At 66.4% G+C, this 23529-nt stretch carries 20 protein-coding genes and 2 tRNA genes; 8 read left to right on the top strand and 14 right to left on the bottom strand.

Annotated elements, in window-relative coordinates; genetic code table 11:
- Positions 1-39 precede the first annotated feature (39 nt).
- Complete coding sequence (locus J2S45_RS01615; RefSeq protein ID WP_270975131.1) at positions 40-267, top strand: (4Fe-4S)-binding protein; 228 nt, start codon at positions 40-42, stop codon at positions 265-267.
- A 355-nt stretch (positions 268-622) separates the two neighbouring features.
- On the opposite strand, the gene J2S45_RS01610 is transcribed toward J2S45_RS01615, so the two are convergent.
- Both J2S45_RS01610 and J2S45_RS01605 read right to left on the bottom strand, forming a co-directional pair.
- Entirely contained in the window at positions 623-2038 is a 1416-nt protein-coding gene (locus J2S45_RS01610; protein WP_307634330.1) for a sugar porter family MFS transporter, read from the bottom strand.
- Positions 2039-2049: 11 nt separating this feature from the next.
- Positions 2050-3762 (bottom strand): alpha/beta hydrolase, encoded by a 1713-nt coding sequence (locus tag J2S45_RS01605; RefSeq protein WP_307634329.1) that lies wholly within the window; start codon positions 3760-3762, stop codon positions 2050-2052.
- Between the two features lie 109 nt (positions 3763-3871).
- Here J2S45_RS01605 and J2S45_RS01600 point away from each other — a divergent pair, with 109 nt between their 5' ends.
- On the top strand, positions 3872-4579 hold the full coding sequence (locus tag J2S45_RS01600) for a GntR family transcriptional regulator (protein ID WP_307634328.1): 708 nt from the start codon (positions 3872-3874) through the stop codon (positions 4577-4579).
- 125 nt (positions 4580-4704) lie between these two features.
- A complete protein-coding gene (locus J2S45_RS01595) occupies positions 4705-7791 on the top strand; it encodes a glycoside hydrolase family 2 TIM barrel-domain containing protein (RefSeq protein ID WP_307634327.1) in 3087 nt (1028 codons plus the stop codon).
- A 65-nt stretch (positions 7792-7856) separates the two neighbouring features.
- Here J2S45_RS01595 and J2S45_RS01590 read toward each other — a convergent pair whose 3' ends face one another.
- A complete protein-coding gene (locus J2S45_RS01590) occupies positions 7857-8117 on the bottom strand; it encodes a hypothetical protein (protein WP_307634326.1) in 261 nt (86 codons plus the stop codon).
- A gap of 379 nt (positions 8118-8496) precedes the next feature.
- Here J2S45_RS01590 and relB point away from each other — a divergent pair, with 379 nt between their 5' ends.
- The gene (relB, locus tag J2S45_RS01585) at positions 8497-8709 is read left to right on the top strand and encodes a type II toxin-antitoxin system RelB family antitoxin (protein ID WP_296930576.1); all 213 of its coding nucleotides are present in this window, start codon (positions 8497-8499) and stop codon (positions 8707-8709) included.
- A complete protein-coding gene (locus tag J2S45_RS01580; protein WP_296930581.1) occupies positions 8706-8993 on the top strand; it encodes a type II toxin-antitoxin system RelE family toxin in 288 nt (95 codons plus the stop codon). Before relB ends, J2S45_RS01580 begins: the two co-directional genes overlap by 4 nt.
- A gap of 191 nt (positions 8994-9184) precedes the next feature.
- On the opposite strand, the gene J2S45_RS01575 is transcribed toward J2S45_RS01580, so the two are convergent.
- The 5 genes from J2S45_RS01575 to J2S45_RS01555 form a co-directional block, all read right to left on the bottom strand.
- The gene (locus J2S45_RS01575) at positions 9185-9433 is read right to left on the bottom strand and encodes a ribbon-helix-helix domain-containing protein (RefSeq protein WP_307634325.1); all 249 of its coding nucleotides are present in this window, start codon (positions 9431-9433) and stop codon (positions 9185-9187) included.
- A 94-nt stretch (positions 9434-9527) separates the two neighbouring features.
- A tRNA-Ala gene (locus J2S45_RS01570) sits at positions 9528-9603 on the bottom strand.
- A 63-nt stretch (positions 9604-9666) separates the two neighbouring features.
- A complete protein-coding gene (locus tag J2S45_RS01565) occupies positions 9667-10299 on the bottom strand; it encodes an alpha/beta fold hydrolase (RefSeq protein WP_307634324.1) in 633 nt (210 codons plus the stop codon).
- Positions 10300-10306: 7 nt separating this feature from the next.
- Entirely contained in the window at positions 10307-11164 is an 858-nt protein-coding gene (locus tag J2S45_RS01560) for a hypothetical protein (RefSeq protein ID WP_307634323.1), read from the bottom strand.
- A gap of 362 nt (positions 11165-11526) precedes the next feature.
- A complete protein-coding gene (locus tag J2S45_RS01555; RefSeq protein ID WP_270975983.1) occupies positions 11527-12741 on the bottom strand; it encodes a molybdopterin molybdotransferase MoeA in 1215 nt (404 codons plus the stop codon).
- A gap of 82 nt (positions 12742-12823) precedes the next feature.
- Between J2S45_RS01555 and J2S45_RS01550 the strand changes: the two genes are divergently transcribed.
- Both J2S45_RS01550 and J2S45_RS01545 read left to right on the top strand, forming a co-directional pair.
- Positions 12824-13471, top strand: a complete 648-nt coding sequence (locus J2S45_RS01550) for a 5-formyltetrahydrofolate cyclo-ligase (RefSeq protein WP_296932720.1) — start codon at positions 12824-12826, stop codon at positions 13469-13471.
- 69 nt (positions 13472-13540) lie between these two features.
- The gene (locus J2S45_RS01545; RefSeq protein WP_307634322.1) at positions 13541-14197 is read left to right on the top strand and encodes an SAF domain-containing protein; all 657 of its coding nucleotides are present in this window, start codon (positions 13541-13543) and stop codon (positions 14195-14197) included.
- Here J2S45_RS01545 and J2S45_RS01540 read toward each other — a convergent pair.
- From J2S45_RS01540 to J2S45_RS01515, 6 genes are all read right to left on the bottom strand, one after another.
- Positions 14194-14544 (bottom strand): hypothetical protein, encoded by a 351-nt coding sequence (locus J2S45_RS01540; protein ID WP_307634321.1) that lies wholly within the window; start codon positions 14542-14544, stop codon positions 14194-14196. The genes J2S45_RS01545 and J2S45_RS01540 overlap by 4 nt on opposite strands.
- The gene (locus J2S45_RS01535; protein WP_307634320.1) at positions 14537-19240 is read right to left on the bottom strand and encodes a hypothetical protein; all 4704 of its coding nucleotides are present in this window, start codon (positions 19238-19240) and stop codon (positions 14537-14539) included. Before J2S45_RS01535 ends, J2S45_RS01540 begins: the two co-directional genes overlap by 8 nt.
- 85 nt (positions 19241-19325) lie before the next feature.
- A tRNA-Arg gene (locus J2S45_RS01530) sits at positions 19326-19398 on the bottom strand.
- Between the two features lie 138 nt (positions 19399-19536).
- Entirely contained in the window at positions 19537-20478 is a 942-nt protein-coding gene (locus J2S45_RS01525) for a universal stress protein (protein WP_307634319.1), read from the bottom strand.
- A gap of 180 nt (positions 20479-20658) precedes the next feature.
- Positions 20659-21393, bottom strand: coding sequence for a C40 family peptidase (locus J2S45_RS01520; RefSeq protein ID WP_296932732.1), 735 nt, complete (start codon positions 21391-21393; stop codon positions 20659-20661).
- A gap of 117 nt (positions 21394-21510) precedes the next feature.
- Positions 21511-22191: a metal-dependent transcriptional regulator gene (locus tag J2S45_RS01515; protein ID WP_296932733.1), complete on the bottom strand. Its 681-nt coding sequence runs from the start codon at positions 22189-22191 to the stop codon at positions 21511-21513.
- A 108-nt stretch (positions 22192-22299) separates the two neighbouring features.
- On the opposite strand from J2S45_RS01515, the gene serC reads away from it, so the two are divergent.
- Entirely contained in the window at positions 22300-23403 is a 1104-nt protein-coding gene (serC, locus tag J2S45_RS01510) for a phosphoserine transaminase (RefSeq protein ID WP_307634318.1), read from the top strand.
- The last annotated feature ends 126 nt before the right edge of the window (positions 23404-23529 follow it).

Raw genomic sequence — 23529 nt, 5'->3', positions numbered from 1 at the left:
GTAGGACTAATGTGGGAATGAGTTTGCGAGAGGATCTTCATGAAAGAATACAAAGGCAAAGACATCGCTATCATCTGGAAGCCCGAGCTCTGCCAACACTCCACGATCTGCTGGCGCACGCTGCCCCAGGTCTACAACCCCAAGGAGCGCCCCTGGATCAAGCCACTCAATGCCACAACCGACGAACTCGTGGCCCAGATCAACGCCTGCCCCTCCGGTGCCCTCAGCTACCGTCGACTAAGCGAGGAGGAGAAAGCGACGGCATAGCCGGCCGGCGCGAGCCTTCCCCCGACACTTCACTTGAATATACCGACTGCCGATCGCTATACGGGCCCGGTGGTCCTCAGATTCCTGAGTTATGTCGGGGCGCGGTCGGGGGCACCGCCGACGAGGCGCCACCCTCGGCGGGCGCAACTTGCACGCCGTCACCCGCGCACAACTCGAGACCAGCGGATCTCCACTCCACACTACACACCACCTGCGAAGAGCAGATTACCGGGGCCAAGAGGGGGCCAAGAGGGGGCCCAACGAGCACAACACCCGCCGAGCCCCCTCTTAGCCCTGTCTTATCCCTGTCTTGTTACTATCTGGCACCGACTAATGCGGCATCCGCTGTGAGCCCTTACTCCGAGCCGCCTTGCTTGAGGTCGTAGGTCATTTCCTCCAGCTCTACACCCTTGGTCTCCGGGATGTGCTTAACGACCAGCCAGATGAGGATGGCCGCCACCACGGCGTAGGAGAAGTAGGTGCCGGACAGGCCGATGTACTCCTTGGTGACCGGGAAAAGGAAGGTGATGAGTGTTCCGCCGATCCAGTTGCCGGCCGTTGCCAGCCCGAGGCCCGCGGTGCGGATCTGGTTGGGGAAGATCTCGCCCAAGAACACCCATAGCACCACGCCCCACGTGCCGCAGAAGATGATGTAGACCAGGTGCACGCTCACCAGTGCGACGAACGCCCACGCCCCGCTCAGGTCGAGCGTGCCGGCATCGGTGAGCGTGCCCTGGGTGAAGGTCACCGCCGCGACCACCATCGCCACGAACATGCCAACCGCGCCCCACAGCAGGAGCGGACGGCGGCCGATCCGGTCAATCACCGCCATGCCGACCAGCGTCATGACAATGCCGATCACCGAGGTGAGCACGGGAATAAAGACGGAGAGATTGCCGGCGAACCCGACCGTAGTCCACAGATCCGTCGCGTAGAGCAGGACGTTGTTGATGCCGGCCATCTGGATAAGGAAGGCAAAGGCGAGCGCCACCCACACCACGGGTCGCAGGCCGTATTTTTCGTCGCGCAGGTCAGCGAAGCGTGGCCGGTGGTCCGACAGCGAGGCGCGGATCTCCTCGATGCGCCCCTGGGGATCCCCGTCCGAGCCGACGTTCACGATAACTCTCTCCGCCTTCGCGTCTTCCCCAATCGACACGAGGTAGCGAGGCGACTCCGGCAGGAAGAGGACGAAGCCTCCGTACAGCAACGCGGGTAGCAGCTCGCTGATGAACATCCAGCGCCAGGTGGTAAGGCCGAACCACGCCTCGGCGTCGGCGGATCCGGTGACCTTGACCAGGATGAAGTTCGTGATGAACGCACCGAAGATACCGAAGGCGATCGCCAACTGCTGGAGGGTTCCGAGTCGCCCGCGCTTATCGGCGGGCGCGATCTCGGCGATGTAGGCGGGCGCGATCACCGCCGAGATGCCGACGCCGAAGCCACCCACGAGTCGCCACACCACCAGTGCTAGGAAGCTGAAGGACAGCCCGCTCATCAGGGCCGAGATCGCGAAGAGAACCGCCGCGGCGATCATGACCTTGACGCGCCCAATGCGGTTCGCAATTCCACCCGCGATGGCCGCGCCGATCGCGGCGCCGAGGCTCACGATCGACACGATGACGCCCGTCTCCCAAGAGGCCAGCCCGAACCCGGTCTCGGGGCCCGAGACCGAACCGATCGCGCCGTTGATGACGGCCACGTCGAAACCGAAAAGGAAGCCGCCTAGCGCGGCCGCCCCTGCAATTTGCAGGAGCCTATTGTTGCTACTCATAAGGAACCCTTCTACATACCTGTGTGTGAGTTGTTTATTGACGTGGCGAGGAAAGACCGAATCGTGGCTTTCACTCGCTCCCACGTGTGTGATTCCGGCACGGACAACGCCCCGTGGAACGTGCCCGCGAACATGTGCAGTTCGACCGGGACGCCGGCGTCGGCGAGGTCCTTGGCCAGGCGGATGCCCTCATCGCGGAGGGGATCGGCGGGATTGACGACGACGAGGGCGGGCGGCATCAGCGCCGCGGCCCTTCGCGAGGGCACGTAGGGTGGGGTGGTGCGCAGGTCGCCCAGGTAGTGGCGCCACGCCGCCGTCGAGGCCTCGCGTGTCCAGATCGGACCGTGTGCGTAAGTTGCGAAGGACCCGGTGGCCATCCCCGGCTCCAGGCACGGCTCCAGCAAGATGACACGCTCGATGCGGATCTGCTCTCCGTCGTTGGCTAGGAGTTCGATCGCCTGCTGCACCAACCCGGCCCCGGCTGAATCGCCGTAGACGTAGAGCGGGAGGTCGGGGTAGGTGCGGGCCAGGTAGGTCAACGCGCGGGCGCAGTCAGCCGCGCCTGCGGGCCATGGATGCTCCGGTGCCAGGCGGTAGTCCGGACTGGCCACGATCGCCCCACCGAAGAGCTCGACGAGTTCGCTGTTGCGGGCGTCGTCGTACCGCGCCGCCCCGGCCACGTACCCGCCGCCGTGGATGGAGCACACGGCCGCTCTCGGTTCGCCCTCACCGCTCAGGCAGCGGACGGTCTGCCCGCCTTCGACGACGACGTCCTGTGCCCGGATCCCCTCACCCGGGCGGACGTCGGCCAGGAGTTGCTCACCCTCGCGGCGCATCTGGAGGTAGTGCTCGGTGTCCTGCGCCGGCGTCGCGTCGATGACGCCGGCGAGCTCGTCCGCGATGTAGGCGCCCGGCTGTGCGGGTCGCCCGCCGTATCGGCGCAGGAATGCCCCCACCACCCGATAGAACTCCTCGGACTGATCCCTGCGGACCGTGTGCGTGGCATCGGAGATGAGGATCGAGCTGATGTGCGAATTGCCGAGGGCCTCGAGCTGGGCCTGTCCGGCCTTGCCGAACAGCACGTCGTCTCGGTCGCCCGTGACCAGGAGCGTGGGGACGGTCAGATCGGCGAGGATCTTCCGCCCGCAGGCACCCACCACTCCGGTGGCGACGAAGCGCCGATCCACCTGGGTCTTGCCCTGCGCCCAGGCACCGTACTCGGATGGCGGCCACGCCGAATACACTTTCATGAGCTCGGTGATCGCCTCGCCCACGTGTTCGGTCACGAGCTCCTGGCGCTTGACGAGGTCGCCGGCCGTGTCGCGGTAGAGCTTGCTCTGTTCGTCGGTCAAGAGCGCCGGGTCCTCCAGCACGAGTGCCTGAATCAGGTCCGGCACGTCCCGCGCGATCGTGACCGCGATGGCTCCGCCGAGGGAGTGGCCCATGAGTACCACCTTCCGGCTCACCGAATGGCGCGCCGCTTCGATCACGATCGACCGGGCGGCCGCGACCATCGCGGGAAAGGGGTCCGCGAGTTCGGCGTCGTCGAACTGTCGCGAAAGTCCGTGCCCTAGGGTGTCCACCAGGTATACCTTCCACTCGCCGTTCCAGTGGCGAGCGAGGTCGGATAACGACGCCGCGTTGTCGGTTACTCCATGAAAAGCAACGATCACACCCCTCTCTTCGCGGCCCGAAACCGAATAGGATATTCCATGACTCGTCATTGAGGTTTCCTTAGTGAAGAAGGGAAGGGCGCCGCCCTAGGGTGGATAGAAACCACCCTAGGGTTGCTGTACACTGATTGTCAATAGCTTGTTATCAGAGGATGGGTTCATGGAGCCGAAGTACTCGAAGGTCTACGACGCCCTCGTGGAGCGCATCGCGCAGATGAGCCCCGGGGAGCGCCTGGAGAGCGAGGTCAAGCTCGCCTCGTCATTCAACGTCTCGCCCATGACCGTCCGCCGCGCCCTCATGCTCCTCAGCCAAAACGGCCTAACGATCGGCATCCCCGGCCGCGGCACCTTCGTCACGGAGCGCGCCTCCACGCCTCCCGCCAGCCGCCGAACGCCATCGCCACACGAACCATGCCTCGCTCCGGCCGCACCCCTCACCCACGCCAAGCTCATCTCAGCCGCCCTTGAGGTTGCCGACGACGCCGAGCGCGAGCTCCTGCGCACCACTGACGAACCATTCGTCGCACGCATCCAACGCGCCCACTACCTCGACGACGCCCACACCAAGCTGGTCGGCATCGAGGTCGGGATCGTTCGGGCCGACCTCTTCCCCGGCATCCTGGGCCTCGACCTGTCCCTCGACCTCGCTGATATCCTCGCAGGCGATCACTGGGACCACCATCGCCAGCTCGTCACCACGCGCACCATCAGGGCCACCATCGCCACCGCCGACGAGGCCGCCCAGCTCCACCTGCGCGAGCCCGCCGCACTCCTCAACCTTGAGACCTCGTTCGTCGACGCGGACGGGGTCACGTGCGCCGAAACGGTCAGCAAGTTCATCGGCGACGACGTCGAGTTCACCGCCTGAGTCCTCGGCGCGTCGCCACCACGATTGCCCGAAACACCTTTTCCTGACGGCCCACACGTGATGCCCACACGTGATAATAGGGAAGTAGACACCACAGTCGGTACTTCCCAAGCCAAGGAGTCATCGTGTATCTGACCGAGGTTGCGCCCTCGACCGGCGCGATCATGAAGCCGCGCCCATACGTTTCCTCGTCCTCTGTCCCCACTCTTTCCCTCAACGGGCGTTGGGATTTCCGACTTCACGCTACCGCCGACGCGCCGGCCACCGGCCCAGACACCACCTGGGAGACGATTTTCGTCCCCTCGCACTGGGTACTGACCTCGCCCGAGGACGAGCAGCCGCGCTCGGCCAGCTACCATCCACGCCACAGCTTCGAGCGCGGCGCACCGATCTACACGAACGTCGCCTTCCCCTTCCCCATCACCGCGCCCGACGTGCCCGAACTCAATCCGACCGGCGAGTACCAGCGCGCCTTCACCCTCAGCGCCGAGCAAGCCGCCGCCCCATGGCCGGTTCTGCGCTTCGACGGTGTTGAGTCAATCGCGCGGGTGAAGGTCAATGGCGCTGAGGTCGGGGTCGTGCGCGGGTCGCGGAACCGCAACGAGTTCGACCTGCGCGGCATGCTTCGCCAGGGCGAGAACACCATCCGCGTGCTCGTCTCGCAGTGGTCGGCGATGACATACGTGGAGGACCAGGACCAGTGGTGGCTACCGGGCATCTTCCGCGACGTCACGCTACTTTTCGAACCCGCCGGACGAATCAGCGACCTGAGGGTCGTGGCGGACTTCGACCCGGCCTCGGGGCTCGGCACGCTCGCCGTGCTCGCCGCCAGCCCGGTGACCGTCGACATCGCCGAGCTCGGCGTCACGGCGGAGGTGCCCGCGGGGCAATGGACCCGCCTGGAGGTGGGCGAAGTGGAGCCGTGGAGCGCCGAGGTGCCGCGCCTGTACGACGTGCGGGCATGGACCGGCGAGGAGAAGCGCGCGCTACGTGTGGGTTTCCGCCGCGTCGAGGTGGTCAAGGGCGCCGATCCAGCCTTCCTCATCAACGGCAGGCGGGTGAAGCTACGCGGGGTCAACCGCCACGAAACTAATCCGGACCTGGGTCGCGTCTTCGACGAGGACTTCCTGCGCGCCGACCTCACCCTCATGAAGCGGGCGAACATCAACGCGATCCGCACCTCCCACTACCCGCCCCACCCCCGGTTCTTCGACCTCACCGACGAGCTGGGTTTCTGGGTGATCGACGAGGCCGACCTCGAGACCCACGGCTTCGAGGAGCAAGGCTGGCGCGCCAACCCCTCCGACGACCCGACGTGGCGGGCCGTCTATGAGGACCGCGCCGAGCGCATGGTGGTGCGCGACTTCAACCACCCCTCCATTATCATGTGGTCTCTCGGCAACGAGTCCGGCTTCGGAGCGAACCTCGCGGCCATGGCCGACGTGTGCCGCCGCCTCGACCCCTCCCGTCCCATCCACGACGCCTCCGACTACGACTGCACCTACGCCGACGTCTACTCTCGCATGTATTGCCCGAAGGAGGAGGTGGAGGCGATCTGCTCGGCGTCGGGGCCAATCCACTGCGGTAGCGTCACGGGGCACGCCCAGGCACGATCGTTGCCGTTCATGCTGTGCGAGTACGCCCACGCCATGGGCAACTCCCCGGGAGGCCTGACATACTACGAGGAGCTACTGGGGCGCTATCCGAAGTTCTTCGGCATGTTCGTGTGGGAATGGCGCGACCATGGCCTGCGCCGATGGGACGAGGCCGGTTGCGAGTTCTTCGCCTACGGCGGGGACTTCGGGGAGGCGGTCCACGACTCCAACTTCGTCATCGACGGCCTCGTCCGCTCCGATTCGTCCCCCTCGCCGGGGTTGAGCGAAGTCGCGGCGGCTTACTCCCCCATCAAGATGCACATCACCCGCACGGCTTGTGGAATCTCGGTTGAGGTGCACAACCGCTTCGACTTCCTGCGCTCGTCAGCCACGATTAGCACCCTCGACGTCGACGGCGCCACCCAACCTTTTGAGCACGACGTGGAACCCGGCGGGCGGCGCCTTTTCGAGATCCCCCTTGACGGGGCCCTGACCGCGCGCACGATCGAGATCCGCACCCGCTTCGCGCAGGCTCCGGCTTGGGGCGACGTCGTGATCTCCCGCACCCAGAGCCGCCTGCCCGAACCGATGGCACGGTGCGGCGGCGAGGGCCTTGTCGAGCCGATGGCGTTGAGCGAAGATGCCGCGCCGGGCGAGGCTCAGGTGCCGAGCGGACTCGTCGTCGTGCGCGAGGGGCAGGTCGCCGCGCTCTTCGGGTTGGACGTGGAGCAGGTACGCCCGGCGTTCTGGCGCGCGCCCACCGACAACGATCGTCTCACGACCTTCGGCTCCTACGCGCTTGCCGACCCGGCCGACACCGGCGGGATTGGCACCGCGAAGGCGCCGTCGTCGATGGCCATGTGGGAAAAGGCTGGCCTTAATCGGATGGCCCTTGCCCAGGTGACGGTATGCGAAGCCGGCTCGAGCGCATGCGGCTCGCTCACGCGCCGGGAGCTGTGGCGCCCCGACGTCGAGGACGCCTCGGACTACGTCTACGTCGACTGGCGCTGGTCGTGGGGCGAGGTTCCCCACGCCGCCGACCAGTCAGAGGGCGGCGCTGCCACGAAGACGGGAGCAGGAAGCCTCGTCCGCTTACGGTTCGCCCTTCAGCCGTCGGCCACCTGGTGGCGGACCTGGCCACGCTCAGGCATGTGCCTCCAGCTGCCGGCGGCACGGCGGGTGTGCTGGGACGGGCTCGGGCCGGGCGAGGCCTACGCCGACTCGCTACAGGCCGCCTACCGCGGCCAGTTCGAGGCAGACGCCGACGAGGTCAGCTTCATGTACTCCCACCCACAAGAAAGCGGGACCCGGCCCGGACTTCGCCAGCTCATCGTGGACTTCGACTCGGGCTCACGGCTCGGTGTGCGCACATCGGCGAATCGCACGCTTCCCGCCTACTCCGAACACCTACCCTCCTTCAGCGTGCACAAGTGGGACGAGTTCGAACTGACCGCCGCCGCCCACCCGCACGAGCTGCCCACCTCCCGCGGCACGTTCCTCTATCTCGACGGCGGCCAGCACGGACTCGGGTCACGCTCCTGCGGACCCGACACCCGCCCCGAGTACGCGTGGGGTCCGCGCGCCTTCTACATGGAGGTGGAGTTCTTTCAGCCGTAGCAGGACGGGCGCGCAATCAAGGTCTGCTCGCCCCTCTTCAACATCCGCCTGTGCGCCCACGGCTACTAGGACTTCCCCTTGCGCAGCGCCTGAGCGTATCGCAACATCTCGAGCCCGTGCTCGTCGTCAAACGGCCACTCGTCAAGGATTTTCTGAGTAATCCTATCCACGTCCCGCCTCCACACAACGGTGTCGGTTGAGCCCACAGCTTCCAACCGTGCAAGCCTCTCAACCACGGGAAGAATGGCGCCGTAGCGCTCGATCCGCTCAGTACTCCACAGCGCTTCGAGCTCACCCAGCTTTCGCGACCAAAACCCTGTATTCATGACGTCAACACCTCGAATACATCTTAGGCGATCCACGATGCGCCAGCGTTGTAAGGAGCGGGTTGGGATGAAGGAGGCGACAGTTATGCCTATACGCGGCACCGTCCGGGGCTAGCCCATGTCCACCAACACAGGGTCGGGTTGTCTTTGTCTTTGGCCCGCCGGCGGGCCAAAGACCTTGAGTGCAGCAACTGCGGCCCGTGCCATTCGCCAAGTCGAAGATCGTCGCCGCACAAAACCAGCCCACAGCAAATCGAGATCGGGCGCGAACAATCTGTCCCGAATGGGTTTACGCGAGCCTGCGTCCAACAGCTAACGCTCAAGTCCTTGTCTTGCTCGGCTTTGGTGAATACGCTGTATTCAGATCAAGGAGGCAGCCATGGCAACTATGACCGTCCGAATGAGCGAAGAGGATGCTGCGCTCGTGCGCAAGTTCGCCCAGTTTGAGGGCGTCACTATCTCTGATTTTGCGCGCAATGCAATCTTGGAAAAGATTGAGGATGCCTACGATCTCCAAGAATTGCGGGCGGCGATCGCGCAAGATTCCGGCGAACGATTTAGCATTGACGAAGTCCTATCCGAGCTAGCATGACGATTCCGGAGGACACTTTTTACCGCGTCGAGCTGACTGCGCGTGCGCGCAGGCAGCTGAAGAAGATGGATAGGTTCGACGCTAAGATTCTTGCCACCTGGATAAAAAACAATCTGGACGGGTGTGCTAACCCGCGCGCCTTTGGCAAGGGGTTGACCGCCAATCGTTCAGGTGAATGGCGTTACCGCGTCGGCTCCTACCGAATCCTTGCGCTTATCCACGACGACGTCATTACCGTCGAGATCTTTTCGATCGGCAGACGCGACAAGATCTATGACAGCTGATTGGACATAAGTTGCGGAGTCGGGTTCCAACAACCTGCCAGCATCATCAAAGCCGAGCCTGAGTTCGCGCTGTGGATCCTCGTCATCGAGAGGCTCTACCCATAATGGGAACTCAGCAGCGAGAATAATCCCGTCGTCTGTCAGACCCTGATTGACCTGATGCTTGCGTGCGGAAGCATGGAGCTTCACACTCACAACAAGGCCGCTTCTCGAATCAGCTCCGACCGCGACATCTGCCGCAACTGCGCCCGCCGATCCAACTCAGCAATCTCTTCAGGCGTGAAGCGAACCGCCACAACCTGGCTCGGCTGTGCACCTCGACCAGGACGCCCGCGTCCGCGCTTCTTCAGCTGTGCGACGTCGTAACCATCTTCAGCCTCACGAACCCACTGAGAAATCTGCTCCTCAGTAACCGCTTTACCGTCGATCTTTTCACCCATGGGTAAATCGTAATACACAATTACGCTCGTGAGAAGCACCTCACGAAGGTCAAAGCAGAAGAACACTCACTTCGTATCAAAAGTCGAGTACAAATGGTGGAGCTAAGGGGATTCGAACCCCTGACCTCTTCATTGCGAACGAAGCGCGCTACCAACTGCGCCATAGCCCCTGACCAGATGATATTAGCACTACTTGAGCCCGGTTCGCCCGCCCATAACCGTAAAGTAGCTCACTAAAGACCGTGCGTGGCGGCAAACTCGGCAACCCGGGCGGCGAAGGCGCCGGGAGCGTAGGCGTACCAGTCCTCGGAGGCCTGCAGGACGACGTCGTGTTCCCAGCCGGCACCCTTGAGCGCCGCGGCCTCGCGCGTCCCGGCACTGTCCTTCTCCCCCGCGATGGCGACGCGCGGCACGTCCATCTGCGTCGCCGCATCGTGCTCGTCCAGCCCGACAAGCCCCGCCAAGTACGTCCCCACCTGCTCGGAGGTGGCGGACGTGGGACTCTTCCGCCGCAGGGCCGCGCTGACCTGGAGCCGCATTGAGTCCCCACGCTTCAGGGACAGCCGCGGCCCGGAGACGAAGAGTCCGGCCACCCGGCCCGGATGCTCGAGGGCGTAGTGGATGGCGGGGATCGCGCCCAGCCCTTCAGAGACCACGAGCACGGGCTCCTCAAGCCCCATCAGCGCCAGGTCGCGGTTGATCTGGGCGGCCATGGCGTGGCGGTGGGCGCCCGCGTCGAACCCGACGCGGGCGACGCTGAACAGGTCCGGCGCCACGACTGCCCAGGCGGGAGGCAGGTGGTCAGCGACGGCCCGCCACACCTCGGGGGTGTGTGCGTGTCCGTGGATAAAGGCGACGGCGCTCATGCGCGTGTCATGCGCGACGGCGGTCAAGCAACGCATCAAGCGTCGATCCGCCACCGAGCACGTCGGAGCGGAGCTCCTCCTGACCGGTGACGGCACGAGCCGGGTTCGCCTCCTCGAGAGGGGCATCCCCGATCCGTTCGCCGATCCGCGTGGGGCGGAAGGGCACGTCGGCCGTAGGCGCCTCGGGCGCCTCGTACGGCTTGACCGTGCGGCGCATGGCCTTGAGCGTGTACGACGGGACGTCGGCCGCCGGGCGCTCCTCAAGGGGCTCGGTATTCTTCACGACGTCGGCACGCGGGTGTGTAGCCCGCGTCAGGCGGGCCGGCTTCCGGGCAGGCTTGACCGCCTCACCGGGGCGCGCGGTCGGCTCTGTCGCCGCCTCAATCGCGACAGCGCTCACCGCTTCTTCCTCAACTTCAGCCTTGGGTGCGGCGCTGCCCACCTCCGCCTCAACCTTCGCCGGCGCTTCGGCCGCCGTATCCGCGCCGGTCAGCGTGGTCTCGCGCTGCGATTTCGACGTCGTGCGGATCGACCGCCGGAGCACCTTGTTCGCTTTGGTGATGCGTTCCTCGTCGCCCGCGTTGAGGACGGACCACGTGGAGACCATGTATCCGACGCCGAGGAGGTAGAGCCCGCCTACCGCCGTCGCCGCGATGGCGTAGCCGGGGGCGAGGGAGGTCATGCCGGCCGCAATCCACAAGCCCAGGGCCACGGTTGCGAGGACGGCACCACCCACGAGTGCGCGCTGCTGGTAGGCGCCACGGCGGGCAATTCGGGCGCGAGCACGCGAACGGTCGCGGGCGATCGCACGCATCTTGGCCGCGTCGGGACCGCGGGTGCCGCTCGGTCGGGTCGGTGTGCTCATTGTTCGCTCCGTCGTAAAGATCTTTCCGTGATCGCCACTTTCCTGCGTGAGAGTCCTCTCGGTGATGAGCCTCAGGTTAGCTGAGTATCGTTCCTCGATTGGTGCGTCCGCGAAAACGGCTCTCCTGCGGGTAATCTGAGGGACGACATACACCAAAAGGAACAGCGTTCCAACGGCGAGAACCGCCCCTTCGATACCCATATTCCCACGCTATGACGAATGAGGGAAGGGCGCGGCGAACCGGCACTGGCGTGTTGCTCCTACCCCTGGAATAGCGCGGATTCACGCTATTCCAGACATCCTTCACTGCAGCCACACCAGCCACTTTTATCACGCCGCTCGTGGCGCGTCCGACGCTACGACTAACGCTCCCACACGACGCATTCGAGCGTGTCGCCCACCTGCACCGCGCGTTGCTCCTCCGGCACAACCGCCAGACAATTCGCGGTCGCCAGCGCGGTCAACAGTGGGCGACCCGGGTCGCCCAGCGGCTCAACTCGATAACCGTCGTGTGGATTGCCGACGACGCGCGCCCGGACAAACTCCCGCAGCCCCTGCGGCGACTCCCAGCCCTTCTCCACGACGGCGCGGATCGAGCGCCGCTGAATCGACGTGTAACCGGCCATGTGGCGAAGCGCCGGGCGGATGAAGACCTCGAAGGCCGTCATCGCCGCCACCGGCGAACCGGGCAGGCAAAACACCGTGGTCTCCTCTTCCAAGCGCCCCACACCGAGCTGGCGCCCGGGGGCCATCGCCACGTTGTCGAAGCGAACCGTCCCCAGCGGGGAGAGCACCTCCTTCAGCGTGTCGCCGCCGCCGTAGGACAGGCCACCGGTGGTGATGATGATGTCGGCGCGGACCAGTTGGTCCTCGAGGAGTTCACGCAACTCCCGCTTGTCGTCCGTCACGCCACCGACCCGGAAGACCTCCGCCCCGGCGTCGCGAATCGCGCTCGAAAGGGCGTGGGAGTTCGCGTCGTAGATTTTGCCCCGGCGCGCGGGCATGCCGGGTTCTTGTAGTTCATCGCCGATCGCCATGACGACCACGCGCGGTGCGGGGTGAACCATGACAGTCGAGTGCCCCGCCGAGGCGAGCACCGCGATCTGGCGCGCCCCGATACGCACGCCCGCCCGCAGGAGCACGTCGCCGGCAGAGAAATCCTCGGATTGGCGGCGGATATTCTCCCCGGTCCGTGTGCCGGCGAAGAAGCGCACCTCGGCCCGGCCCTGGTCGGTGTCCTCGATCGGGATCACCGCGTCCGCGCCTGCGGGTAGCACCGCTCCCGACGAGATCCGCACCGCCGTACGCTCCACCATCGCCGTAGGATCCACGGTATCGGCGCGAACCTCCTCCAGCATCGGCAAGGTGACGGGATCGTCGCGGCTGGCACCGTCGACGTCGGCGACCCGCACCGCGTACCCATCCCGCGCGGCGAGGTCCGCCTGCGGAACGTCCACAAGCGAACGCACGTCCTCGGCAAGAACGCAACCCACGGCGTCGCCAAGCGCGACGGCGAAGGGCGGTAACGGCTGGGCCACCGCGAGGCATTCTGCAAGGTGGTCGGCAACAGACTTCATCGGGCCTCCTCTAGATTGAGACCAGTTTACCCAAGAGCGTAGCCTCGCCGGGCACATCTTCCTTTCGTGGAAGAATATAGGTATGTCAATCTCGCCGTTGAGCATTCCCGACCTGTCCGACGTGGATGTCGAGGAAGCCAAGCAGGTTCTGCGTGCCGCGGTCCGCGAGCACCGCACGCAGCGCCCCAAACGCAAGCTGGCCGAGCTCGCGGAAGTCTGGGTACCCACCGTTTTGGATTTCGTGGGAGAGCGCGAGCTGGTGGCGTGCTACGTGTCGACGAAGAACGAACCCTCCACCGAACGCATCCTTTGCGCACTTCACGACGCCGGCAAGCGCATCCTCCTGCCGAAGCTCGGCCCCGGGCTTTCGCGCGCCTGGGGATACTTCGAACCGGGCACGGAGCTGGTGAACATGGCGCCGGGACGCCCGCCGGAGCCCGCGGGTGAAGCCTTCGACAACTCGATCCTGTCGGCTGTGGATGCGATGATCATTCCGGCACTGGCGATTTCGCGTAGCGGCGAGCGACTCGGGCAGGGCGGCGGCTGGTACGACCGGGCCCTCAAGCAGACGAACCAGCAGGCTGCGGTGGGCGCGATGATCTTCCCTGAGGAGTTCCTGGACGTGCCGATTCCCCAAGATGATATGGACGTGCGCGTCCCGTACGTCATTTTTCCCACCGAGGTTCTTGCCACCGACGCCGCCGGAAAGACTTTTCCACTGATTCGCTAACGACGCCGTCATCCACATTTGCCCGATGACGCGGGCGGTTCGCGCGGGGCGGCTTGGCACAATCGGTGCATGGCAAAGATAACGCGCGCACCCTCATCGTCCCGCACCTCCCCCATCCGGGCCCTCATGTGGCGCTGGAGGTGGGTCGGCGTGGCACTATTCGCGGTGCTCGCAATCCAGGCACTCGTGCCGGAGAAGCAGGAGGCATCATTTTCCACGGTCGTCGCGGCGCGGCCCCTTTCCGGGGGCGAACGGGTCCAGGACGGCGACGTGCAGGTTATCATGCTCGCCGAGGACCTCCCCGACGTCGCGCGGGAGGCGGAGCTTGTGATAGGCGAATTCGTGGTCACACCCGTCGCCGAGGGCGCCCCCGTCCTGACCTCGAACCTGCTCTCCTCCGAGTTCCTCAGCCGCGCACCTAAGGGAACCGTAATCGCGGCGCTCCCCGTCGCCGACGCCGGGGGCCTCGGCATCGTCCAACCCGGCGTGACCGTCAATCTTTACAGCCCGCCCGACGAGTTCACAGACGGCGCCGCCACCTTGGTCGCCCGGGATGTCCTCGTTGCCGGCATCGCTCAGGAAAAGGGCACCAGCACGTTCTTGGGTAGTACCGAGGACACACGCGTGTTCTACCTAGCCGTGCCCGAGCGAGACATCGACAAGGTCATCGGCGCGTCCACCCGCGCTCCCCTGCACGCCGTGCTCTCTGGGCCCATCAGCGATTAGAGCTTGCCAAAATGTGGGGGCACCTCGTTGAGAATCTCCTGGTCATGAAGACTGAGCCGGGGCGTGGCCTGCCGGCGTTGCTGGTCAGGCTTGGGCTGGCGTGGAGCGCGCTCACCGGTCTTGCGCTCGCACTGTTCGCCTCCCTCAGCCGCCACGGTTTTGGCCGGCCGCGAGCAAGACGCGCCGGGCTGTCGGGCGTCGGTGGCGTGCAGGGCCTCTTCGGCCGAGGCGAATTCGCCTGCCGCGATCCGCTTGGCATCCACCTCCGAGACCATGACGACGCGGCGCGAACCGCGCCGTCGCACCGGCTTGCCAACCTGGCTCGCCGGGTCGCCACCCTCACTCATGATCGTCGCCCAGGAAGGGGGCATCGTCACCGAGATCTAGATCGTCCGTCCGCTCCTCCACGATCTCGTAGTCCACCGGGGCAAACAGGGCATCTTCGGGGGCTGCAGGCGGCTCTTGTGCAACGGGTGGCTCTTCCGCAACGGGCGCGGCTTCACCCGTCGGCGGCTCTTCGGCTGCCACCTCGTCAACAGAGGCGACGTCGGCGGGGGCCGGCGTTTCCCGGTCGGGCTCTGCCACGGGCTCCGGCTCCGGCTCGGGGTCCGGCTCCGGCTCGGGCTCCGGCTCCGGCTCCGGCTCTGCCACGGGCTCCGGCTCCGGCTCGGCCGCGGGCGCCTCGAGCGCCACGCCGACCAGTCCGGAACGCCGTGCCACGTTGCGCAGGATCACGTCCACCTGCTCGCCGCGCCGGCTGATGCCCAGCTCGGAGCGCAGATCACGAACGAAGTCGTCCTCGCTACGAACCAGCCCGTCAGAGGCGATCCAAGCGATCATGTCGTCGAGTTGGTCGTCGGAGTAGGCGGCCAGGCTCAGACCCGGGGTTACCTCGGGGCGGGCACCGCGCGGCCGTGCCACCACGGGCGCCGGCACCTCACGCCCGGCGCGGGCACCGACCCCACCCAAGACGCCAGTCGTGCCCATCACTCCGGCCGCGGTAGCCGTCACGGCCTGCCTGACGATGCCGGTGGAAACCATGCCCTCCTCGGTCGCAGGATCGCGGACCACGGCGCCGTCGTCGTCAACGATCGGGACCTGCACGGGCTCGCCCCGCGTCCCGAAGCTCGTCAGCAACAACGCCTCGATGGCATCAGCCTGCCCGGCAGGATCAATGAAGAGCGAGCTGGAGAACGTCTGGAATACGGACCAGCCGTGCGCCTGCAGCGTCTCGATCCAGAAGCGGTCCCGGCGGCGCAGGGAGCGCTCGGCAACGTAAGGCGCGTCGTCGAGCACGACAGCCACCGTGAAGCGACCGTCCTTGCCCACCACCAGCGGGATACGCGGGGACCCAACGTAACCGTAGTCCGCGCGAGTCTGCCAACCGCGAGCGCCGAGGCGCGCGACGACGTCGGCGAGTAGCGGGGTGACCGCCTCGTCGTAGGTGGGTGCCACGTCGGTCCCGTCGGACTCCTCAATGAGGTGGGCAAGGAGCTTCGGGCCGGGGGTCGAGACGCGGCGCGTGTCGATGTCGCCTGGGCCTAGTGCCGAGATGATCGTCAGATCCGAACCTGCGGCGGCGATCGTGTCGATCAGGCCGGCAAGGCCGGCCGGGGTCGCGAGCGCGCCGAAGGTGTGCAACACGCGGCCGTGAACGGTCTTGCCATATCCGACCGAGAGGATCACATGGTCATAGCGCAGGCCGGCGGCCCGCGTGATGTCGGTGATGACGAAGTTCTTCAGCCTATCGACGTCACTCGAGTCCGCGGCGACCAGCGCGTCGCGGATGCGGTTCGCGTGAGCCACCGACAGGGCGACCACGGCGAGAGTCTCTGTGGGGCGGGCGACAGCGTGCTCGATCACCGCATCTACCACGGCCTCGACCTCCACCTGCGTGGACTCCACCGCGCCGTCCCCGGACATCCCCGGCACGCCACGCCCGTCGACGTAGATGAGCCGCGATGCGCGGCTGGCATACACCGACGGGATCGTCGCAAGCTCGTAGCCGATCTCCTTCAGCGCATGGGCCGACAGCGCGTCGTGCTCGGCGCGCAGAGTTGGAAGCGTGGCAACGGGTAGCACCTCGCCGAAGACCCGCACCGCCACGGCGTCGGGCCGGTGCAGATCGCCGACCAGCACTGCCTGACGTCCGCGCATCATCGGGGAGATCAACGGCGCAACCGCGTCGGTGGCCTCCACAAGCACGAGGTCCGCCCACGGCATCGGGGGGATGAACTCGGCCAACACGTTCGGCGGGACCACCCACACAGGCCGGGCGCTCTGCACGAGCCGGGAGTAGGTCGCGATCGCATCCCGCAGGCCTGCCAAACCCTGCTCGGCAAGGATCTCATCCAGGCGTAGCGTGTCCTGGCGGCGCGACTGCATCGCCTCGCGCCCGTTGTTCACCACCGCGCGTAGCACCGGCCCCCACAAGGTACTGGTGTGTGCGCGGTCGAGCCTGCGGAAACGGTCGAGGAGCTGGCTCAGGTCGGCCGGGCCGAAGCTGGCCACGGTCGGCGTCGTGCGGATGATCTGATCAAAGACGGCGCTTGTGTATGCCAGATCGAGCTCGCTCGGGATCCGCTTCGGATCCACGTGCCGATCGACCATGTCCTCGATGAACTCCCCCAGCCCCCGCTCACGTAGCGAGGCTAGAGTGGCGTTACGCTCGGGCAACGTGGCCATGTGGCCGGCGTCGGCGACGAGCGCCGCGAGCCGCGCCTGCAGAGCGTCAAAATCCATGTCGAGTAGCGCTTCGCCGCCCAGGAAGGACTGCAACGATTCCAGGTCGCGCTGAACTTCAGAACGGGTGGCGCGGATCTGGGTCAAGCCGTCGGGCAGGGTAGGCCAGCCGCCCTCCGGGCTGTAGCGGCGCCACACTTCGCGGCGCTGCTGAACCTTGATCAGCTCCTCGTGCAGGTTGGCCGTGGACTCCCCGGGCCGAACCATGTCGAGCGCCTGCTTGCGGTAGCGCCGACGGTCGGACCTCTTCATCGAATGCCCGTGCGCTTCGCGCCACTGTTTCGGCGCCGTTGCGATCACGAAGTTCATCGGTGAGGTCTCGAACACGAGCGGCAGGAAAGTGTCGAGGGAGTCGGCGATGCCGTCGAGCACGTCTATCTGCTCGAACCACTCGGCAAGCGTCTTGGACTGCTTCATCGACGTTTCGCCCGCCGAACGTGAAGACTGGCTGATCACCGCGGGGATCGTGATGTCATTTAGGCGCCGAACGGCGTCGAGGGCGCTCTGCCCGTCTGCCGCGTTCGAGATCGTCGAATGAGCCCACGCCGACCGCGAGATCCCAGGATCGAACGCGCCCAGTTCGGCGGCACGATCGAGGTCTGCCGTGATCGCCTCGATGCCCTCGCGCTTCATCGCCGCCACGGCCGTCTGCCCCAGCCGCACGCGCGTCTTGGGCGCGTCCGGCCTTGCCATGAGGGCCGCCAGCTTCTCCAGCAAGCCGTGGATCGACGCACCCCAATCCTCGTCCACGCGGTGCAGGTCGCCCACAAACGTCTCCAGCTGACGACGCGCGGAGACCAACTCGGCGCGCAACTGTAGCGTTTCATCAGTCGGCAGCTCCGGGGTCTTCAGGCGCAATCCCGTGCGGATGCGCTGAGGCACCTTGTCCACCGCGGAGAAGTCAAGCACGAGGTCGCCCAGCCCGAGCCGTTCGAGCTGCGCGATCAGCTGCCTTCCCGACGACAGCCGCGATGGAACGACCACCACGGAGCGCTTCGACGCCGCCGCGTCCGCGCAGATGGAGGCCACCGTCTGGACGCGCTGAGAACCCGGGGGGCAATCGACCACGATCGACCGACCCGAGGCCACCGCCTCCACGACGTTCAACTCTGCCACGTCCAGGTCGCCCGCCCCACGCTCGACCTCCGGGGCACGATCCTCCTCGCCCCCCGGCGGGAGCGGCGCCGCCGACAGCCGACGCGTCTCCTCGTCACCCGCGAGCGCCATCATGATCCCCGAGGTGCGGATGTAGGGCTCCATCGCCTCTAGGTCGGCCAGCATCGTCCGTTCGGGACGCTCGAAGCATCCCAGCAGCATCTCGTGATCGAAGTCGAATCCGGGCAGGAACGTCTTTCCATACCCGGCGATGAGCTCGAGGACTCGCTCCAGATCCGTCGCCGCGGCCGCACCCGTCAGCTCGGCTAGCTGTTCGGCCGTCGCACCGTTTTCGCGTAGCGCGCGCGTGTAGGCCGGGTTGATCGTCGTGTGGTTGAGCTGCCGGACGGTCGCGTCGCCCTCCTCGAACTCGATCGCCACGCTACGGTACAGCGCCGGCTCGTTCACGACGACGACCTGGCGCGGCTCACTTTCCACCGCGGGCTCCCCGGCGGGCTCGGCACCGTCCGGTTCCGCCGCCTGCGCGCTTTCCCCGGCCGCTTCGGGATTCGCCGCGGCGTCGGCGTCGTCGGGGTGGCCGCCGAAGGTTGCGGGCGAGCGCCCGCCGGTGTCGACGGCCACGAGCGAACCGTCGTTGTCAACGATGAACTCGCCCGTGAGCTCGGAAAACTCAATGTTCGTGGGGGGCTCGGGCTTCTCGGAGGTGGGCGCGGGCGGGAGCTCGGACCACGTCAGCCTGCCGACCGATAGCGAGACCGGCGCGTGGCCATAGGCCTCGGCGATGCGCCGCGTGGCGGCCTGAAGCCGGCGCAGGTTGGCCAGTGCCTCGCGTTGCGCCACATCTTCACGGATGAGCGAGGTGATGCGCACCGGGGAGCCGGAAGCGAAGGAGACCGCGCCCGTGGGGTGCGGGTGGCTGAGGTCGATGACCCCGTTCGCCTCGTCCGACATCGCCTCGTCGGCCTTGAGGGCGCGGGCGGCCAGCTCGGCGTGCCACGACTTGTAGGCGGCGTCGAGGAGTTCCTCGCGGGAGCGTGTCGGCTCCGGCGTCGGAATGGCGCTCGACTCGGGTGCCGACTCCTGCGACGGCTCGGCCTCCACCTGTGCAGGCTCCGGCTCCACCTCGGGCGATTCGGCCACAGTGTCCGTCGGCTCGGACTTCTTACGCTTAAAGAAAGGACTCACATTCTTACCGTACCGAGAACGCCGCCCGAGCAGACAGACGCGCGCCGCGACCCGGCGCGACAGTTTGGGTCGCCTGCAAGAAAAGTGCCCCCGATAGGAATCGAACCTACGACACCGGCTTTAGGAGAGCCGTGCTCTATCCACTGAGCTACGAGGGCATGCCCTGCAAGACTACCCGAAACTAGCCAAGGGCGAAAAACTGCGAGGCGGAAACTGGCGGGCGCGGGCCAGGCGGCCCGCGCCCGCAACCGCTCACAGCCGCCACACCCGCATGGAGCGCGCCAGCCTAAGTGCGGCTAGCCCTTGATGCCGGGTTCGTCGTCGTCAACCAGCTGAACCGGGCCCGGCCCGTGGTCGTCGTCCTTACGGACGCGGCGCGGCACCACCATGGTGGGGCAGGCGGAGTAGCCGAGCAGCGTCTGGGAGGTCGAACCAAGCAGAAGGCCCGTGAAGCCGCCGCGCCCGCGCGTGCCAAGCACCACCAGGTCGGACTCCTCGGACATCTGGGCAAGGATATGCGCCGGGCTACCTTCGACGGCCTTGATCTCGACGTCGATATCGCGCCCCTCGTCCACCTCGGCCAGCTGCTCCGCCACGGCGGACTCCATCTCGGCCAGGTGCTCGTCGCGGAAGGTGTAGGCCGGAACCCAGCCCACCGCCGACGGGTTGACCGCCACCAGCGCTGTCAGCTTGGCCCGCCACCGGTCGGCCTCCCACACGGCGCGCTGGAGCGCCATCTTCGCGTGCTCTGAACCATCCACGCCGCACACCACGCGCTCGATCGGGACGTGCGATGCGGGCGAATCCGTGGGGACGACGACGGTGGGACAGTACGCGTTGGCCGGAACGGCGGAGGAGACGGTGCGCAGCAGGCGGTCGGCAAGCCGGCCGGTGTGCTGGGTGCGCCCGCCCACCACCACGAGCGCCACGCGCTTGGAGATCTCCACCAGCACCTCGGTAGGATCACCAAACTCGAGTGCGGAAGTCACCTCCACGCCCTGGCCCTCCACCGCGGCCACCGCCTCACTGACGATATTGCGCGCGGAGTCATACAGGTGGTTGACGCCGCCTTGGGAAACCTGAAACTCGGGCGACATGTACTGAGATGGCAACTCGTAGCCGCACACGATATGCAATCGGGCCTCGCGAGCCCTCGCCTGGGCGAGCGCCCACTCGAGAGCGGAGTTACCCGCCTCGGACCCGTCGATACCAACTACAACAATGTTTTCATGCGCCATTGCATCCTCCTCGGTTACCTCCATTCTCTCAAAGTCGAGGTCACAGCGGTAGAGGATATCCAAAATCGACGCCTCGCCGGCAGGATTGGAATGGCACACGAAAATGGCATACGAAAAGGGACCCTTGCGGGTCCCAGTTCGAAAAGATCTAGCTAGGGGCTAAACCCCGCGCCAATCGCGCTAGAAGACGCGGATGACGGTGGGGACGCCGATGTAGGAGTCCGCGCCGGTCGTGGTACCGATCGACTCGTTCCAGGCGCCGATGTTCATGCCGTTACCGAGCGAGATGGCCACGTGACCGGGCCAGTAAAGGATGTCGCCCGCGCGAGCCTCCGAGTAGGGAACCTGGCGGCCGACCGACAGGACGGAGGTGGTGTAGCCGCCGATGGAAACGCCGTGCTGGGCGTAGACGTAGCGGACGAAGCCGATGCAGTCCCAACCAGCCGGGGTGGTTCCGCCCCAGCGGTAGGGGGCACCCTGGTAGGCGAGGGCGGTGGCGGCGATCGAGCTCGACGAACCGGAGTAGGCCGGCTGAGCGGCCTCAGCCTCAGCGGCCGGGGTGGCCTGCTGCGTGGTGGCGCGCGCCTCGGTCGTGGGGGCGGTCCGCGCGACCGGGGCCTCGACAGCGGGAGCAACCGGAGCGGCCTCAGCCTCAACGACGACGGTCTCCATCTCCCACTCGCCCGCCGAGACGTTGCCCAGGTCGACCGTGGCGACCGTGTTGGTGGCGGCCGCCGGGGTGGCCAGCGCGACTGCAGCAGCCGGGGCCGCAGCCGCGGTGCCGTTGCCGTCCGCCAGAGCCATGGGCGCACCGAGGCCCATCAGAGCACCGGCCGCAGATGCAGTCGCAACCGTCGTCATGGTCGACTTCGAGAACGTCGCACGAGGTGCGACCATTTCGTGACGTGACGCCATAAAAAACTCTCCGTAATGCTGATTCGAAACTCTTGACGCACCGCGTGGTGCGTCCCGGGTTCCAGCATAACGACCTAATAACGTTTTGTCACGATTTGATAACGATGTGATAGGTCACTAAGCCGTGCGAAGGAAGATTCCCCGCGCCACATCGGCGGAAAGCCGCACAGAATCGCCATTCTTGGCGACGATCGCGCTGTCGGGATCGATAACGTCCACCGTTATCTTTACCCCCGGCGTCAGCCCTTCGTCCTCGAGCATCGACAGAATGTCGAGATCGAGCTGAACCGATTCTGCCAAGCGGTCAACGACGTACACCCTACCATCACCTGGCTCAACCTCCATCACCGAGGCCAGGTTGAACTCGCGCACATCCGAAATCCTCGTGGCACCCGCCGCCGGGATCGGATTGCCGTAAGGGTCCATCTGCGGGTGGCCGAGGAGGGCGTCGATCCGCTCCGCGACGTCGTCGGACACCACGTGCTCCCAGCGGCACGCCTCGTCGTGAAGGTGGGGCCAGTCAAGCTTGATGATGTCCTGCAACAGCCGCTCTACGAGCCTGTGGCGACGCATGACGCGGATCGCGTGGTGGAGCCCCTCATCCGTGAACTCAATCTCGCGCCCGCGGCCCATCGCCACCAGACCGGAGCGCTCCATGCGGCTCACCGTCTCCGACACGGTCGGCCCCGACTGCCCCAGCCGCTCCACGATGCGCGCGCGCAACGCCGGGATGTCCTCTTCGTTGAGCTCGAAGATGGTCTTTAAGTACATCTCAGTGGTATCGATCAGCTGGCTCACGTCGTTCCCCTCACTCGCTCGTCCCATTATTCTACCCGCAAGCACCCCCTCGCGCTCACTAGCCGAAACATGCCCCCGCGCCCTGTGCCCACGTGAGATGATCAGGCCATGAGCGCGTTACTACTGCCCGACGACGGCCGCTTCGGTTCAGGTCCCTCAAAAGTCCGACCCGCCCAGCTCGCGGCAATTTCCGGCTCCCAGCTGATGGGCACGTCTCATCGCAAGTCGGGCGTGCGGGACGTCGTCGCCTCGATCCAGTGGGGCCTGCGCGAGCTGTTCCGCCTGCCACAGGGATACGAGGTGATCCTCGGCAACGGCGGCGCATCCGCACTGTGGGATGCCATCTCGTTCTGCCTGGTCGAGGACCGCGCGCAGGCCGCCGTCATCGGCGAATTCTCCGGGAAGGCCGCCCGCGCCGTCGAGCGCGCCCCGTGGCTGTCCGCCCCGGACGTGCGCCGCGTGGAACCCGGCCAGATGGTCGAGTGCGAGCCCGCCGACGTCGACACCTACCTCTACGCCCACAACGAGACCTCCACCGGGGCCACGACGCCGCTGCGCCGGGTCGCGCCGGACACCGGAGCGCTGACCGTGGTTGACGCCACCTCCATCGCCGGCGGAATCGTCTTTGACCCCGCCGACGTCGATTTCTACTACTTCTCCCCGCAAAAGTGCTTCGGCTCCGACGGCGGCCTGTGGCTGGCCCTCGCCTCCCCCGCCGCGCTAGAGCGGATCGAGCGCCTGACCGCCGAGCGCTGGGTGCCCGACTTCCTTAATCTGCGCCTCGCCGTCACCAACTCGCGCAAAGCCCAGACGTTGAACACCCCGGCGATTGCCACGCTCCTCATGCTCGAGGAGCAGGTGCACTGGATGCTTGACCTCGGCGGGCTAGCCACGATGGAGGCCCGGTCCCGGGCCAGCTCCGACGCGGTCTACGAGTGGGCCGAGGCGCGCCCGTTCGCCACGCCGTTCATCGCCCCCGCCTACCGCTCACCGGTGGTGTGTACGATCGACTTCGCCGATGGCGCGGGGGTGGATGGCGCCGCCGTAGCGGCCCGGCTGCGAGAGTTTGGCGTCCTGGATGTGGAGCCCTACCGCTCGCTCGGGCGCAACCAGTTGCGCATCGCCACGTTCCCCGCGATCGAGGTCGAGGACGTGCGCCGCCTGCTCGGCCTCATCGACGAGATCATCGGCCAGGGGGAGCACCGCCGCTAGCCGGCACGCCCCGCATAGCGCCACGGCGCGCCGCGCCGCGCACCACCGCTACCCGGCCCGAACCCCGCCGGCAGGCCCGGCCCGAGGAGCCCCTAGGTAAAGGAGTGGGGCCCGGGCGTCTGCCCC

It is taken from the genome of Trueperella abortisuis (genome assembly GCF_030811095.1).
GTDB classification, from domain to species: Bacteria; Actinomycetota; Actinomycetes; order Actinomycetales; family Actinomycetaceae; genus Trueperella; species Trueperella abortisuis.
Note: the sequence above shows the minus strand (reverse complement) of the source record. Positions and strands in the feature narration are given on the sequence as shown.

Coding starts and splice junctions, on each gene's coding strand:
- J2S45_RS01600 (WP_307634328.1), top strand. CDS start 3,872: ATGGAGCCGAAGTACTCGAAGGTCTACGACGCCCTCGTGGAGCGCATC.
- J2S45_RS01575 (WP_307634325.1), bottom strand. CDS start 9,433: ATGGGTGAAAAGATCGACGGTAAAGCGGTTACTGAGGAGCAGATTTCT.
- J2S45_RS01540 (WP_307634321.1), bottom strand. CDS start 14,544: ATGAGTGAGGGTGGCGACCCGGCGAGCCAGGTTGGCAAGCCGGTGCGA.
- serC (WP_307634318.1), top strand. CDS start 22,300: ATGAGCGCGTTACTACTGCCCGACGACGGCCGCTTCGGTTCAGGTCCC.
- J2S45_RS01525 (WP_307634319.1), bottom strand. CDS start 20,478: ATGGCGCATGAAAACATTGTTGTAGTTGGTATCGACGGGTCCGAGGCG.
- J2S45_RS01555 (WP_270975983.1), bottom strand. CDS start 12,741: ATGAAGTCTGTTGCCGACCACCTTGCAGAATGCCTCGCGGTGGCCCAG.
- J2S45_RS01580 (WP_296930581.1), top strand. CDS start 8,706: ATGACGATTCCGGAGGACACTTTTTACCGCGTCGAGCTGACTGCGCGT.
- J2S45_RS01545 (WP_307634322.1), top strand. CDS start 13,541: ATGGCAAAGATAACGCGCGCACCCTCATCGTCCCGCACCTCCCCCATC.
- J2S45_RS01565 (WP_307634324.1), bottom strand. CDS start 10,299: ATGAGCGCCGTCGCCTTTATCCACGGACACGCACACACCCCCGAGGTG.
- J2S45_RS01615 (WP_270975131.1), top strand. CDS start 40: ATGAAAGAATACAAAGGCAAAGACATCGCTATCATCTGGAAGCCCGAG.
- J2S45_RS01550 (WP_296932720.1), top strand. CDS start 12,824: ATGTCAATCTCGCCGTTGAGCATTCCCGACCTGTCCGACGTGGATGTC.
- J2S45_RS01610 (WP_307634330.1), bottom strand. CDS start 2,038: ATGAGTAGCAACAATAGGCTCCTGCAAATTGCAGGGGCGGCCGCGCTA.
- J2S45_RS01520 (WP_296932732.1), bottom strand. CDS start 21,393: ATGGCGTCACGTCACGAAATGGTCGCACCTCGTGCGACGTTCTCGAAG.
- relB (WP_296930576.1), top strand. CDS start 8,497: ATGGCAACTATGACCGTCCGAATGAGCGAAGAGGATGCTGCGCTCGTG.
- J2S45_RS01560 (WP_307634323.1), bottom strand. CDS start 11,164: ATGAGCACACCGACCCGACCGAGCGGCACCCGCGGTCCCGACGCGGCC.
- J2S45_RS01590 (WP_307634326.1), bottom strand. CDS start 8,117: ATGAATACAGGGTTTTGGTCGCGAAAGCTGGGTGAGCTCGAAGCGCTG.
- J2S45_RS01605 (WP_307634329.1), bottom strand. CDS start 3,762: ATGACGAGTCATGGAATATCCTATTCGGTTTCGGGCCGCGAAGAGAGG.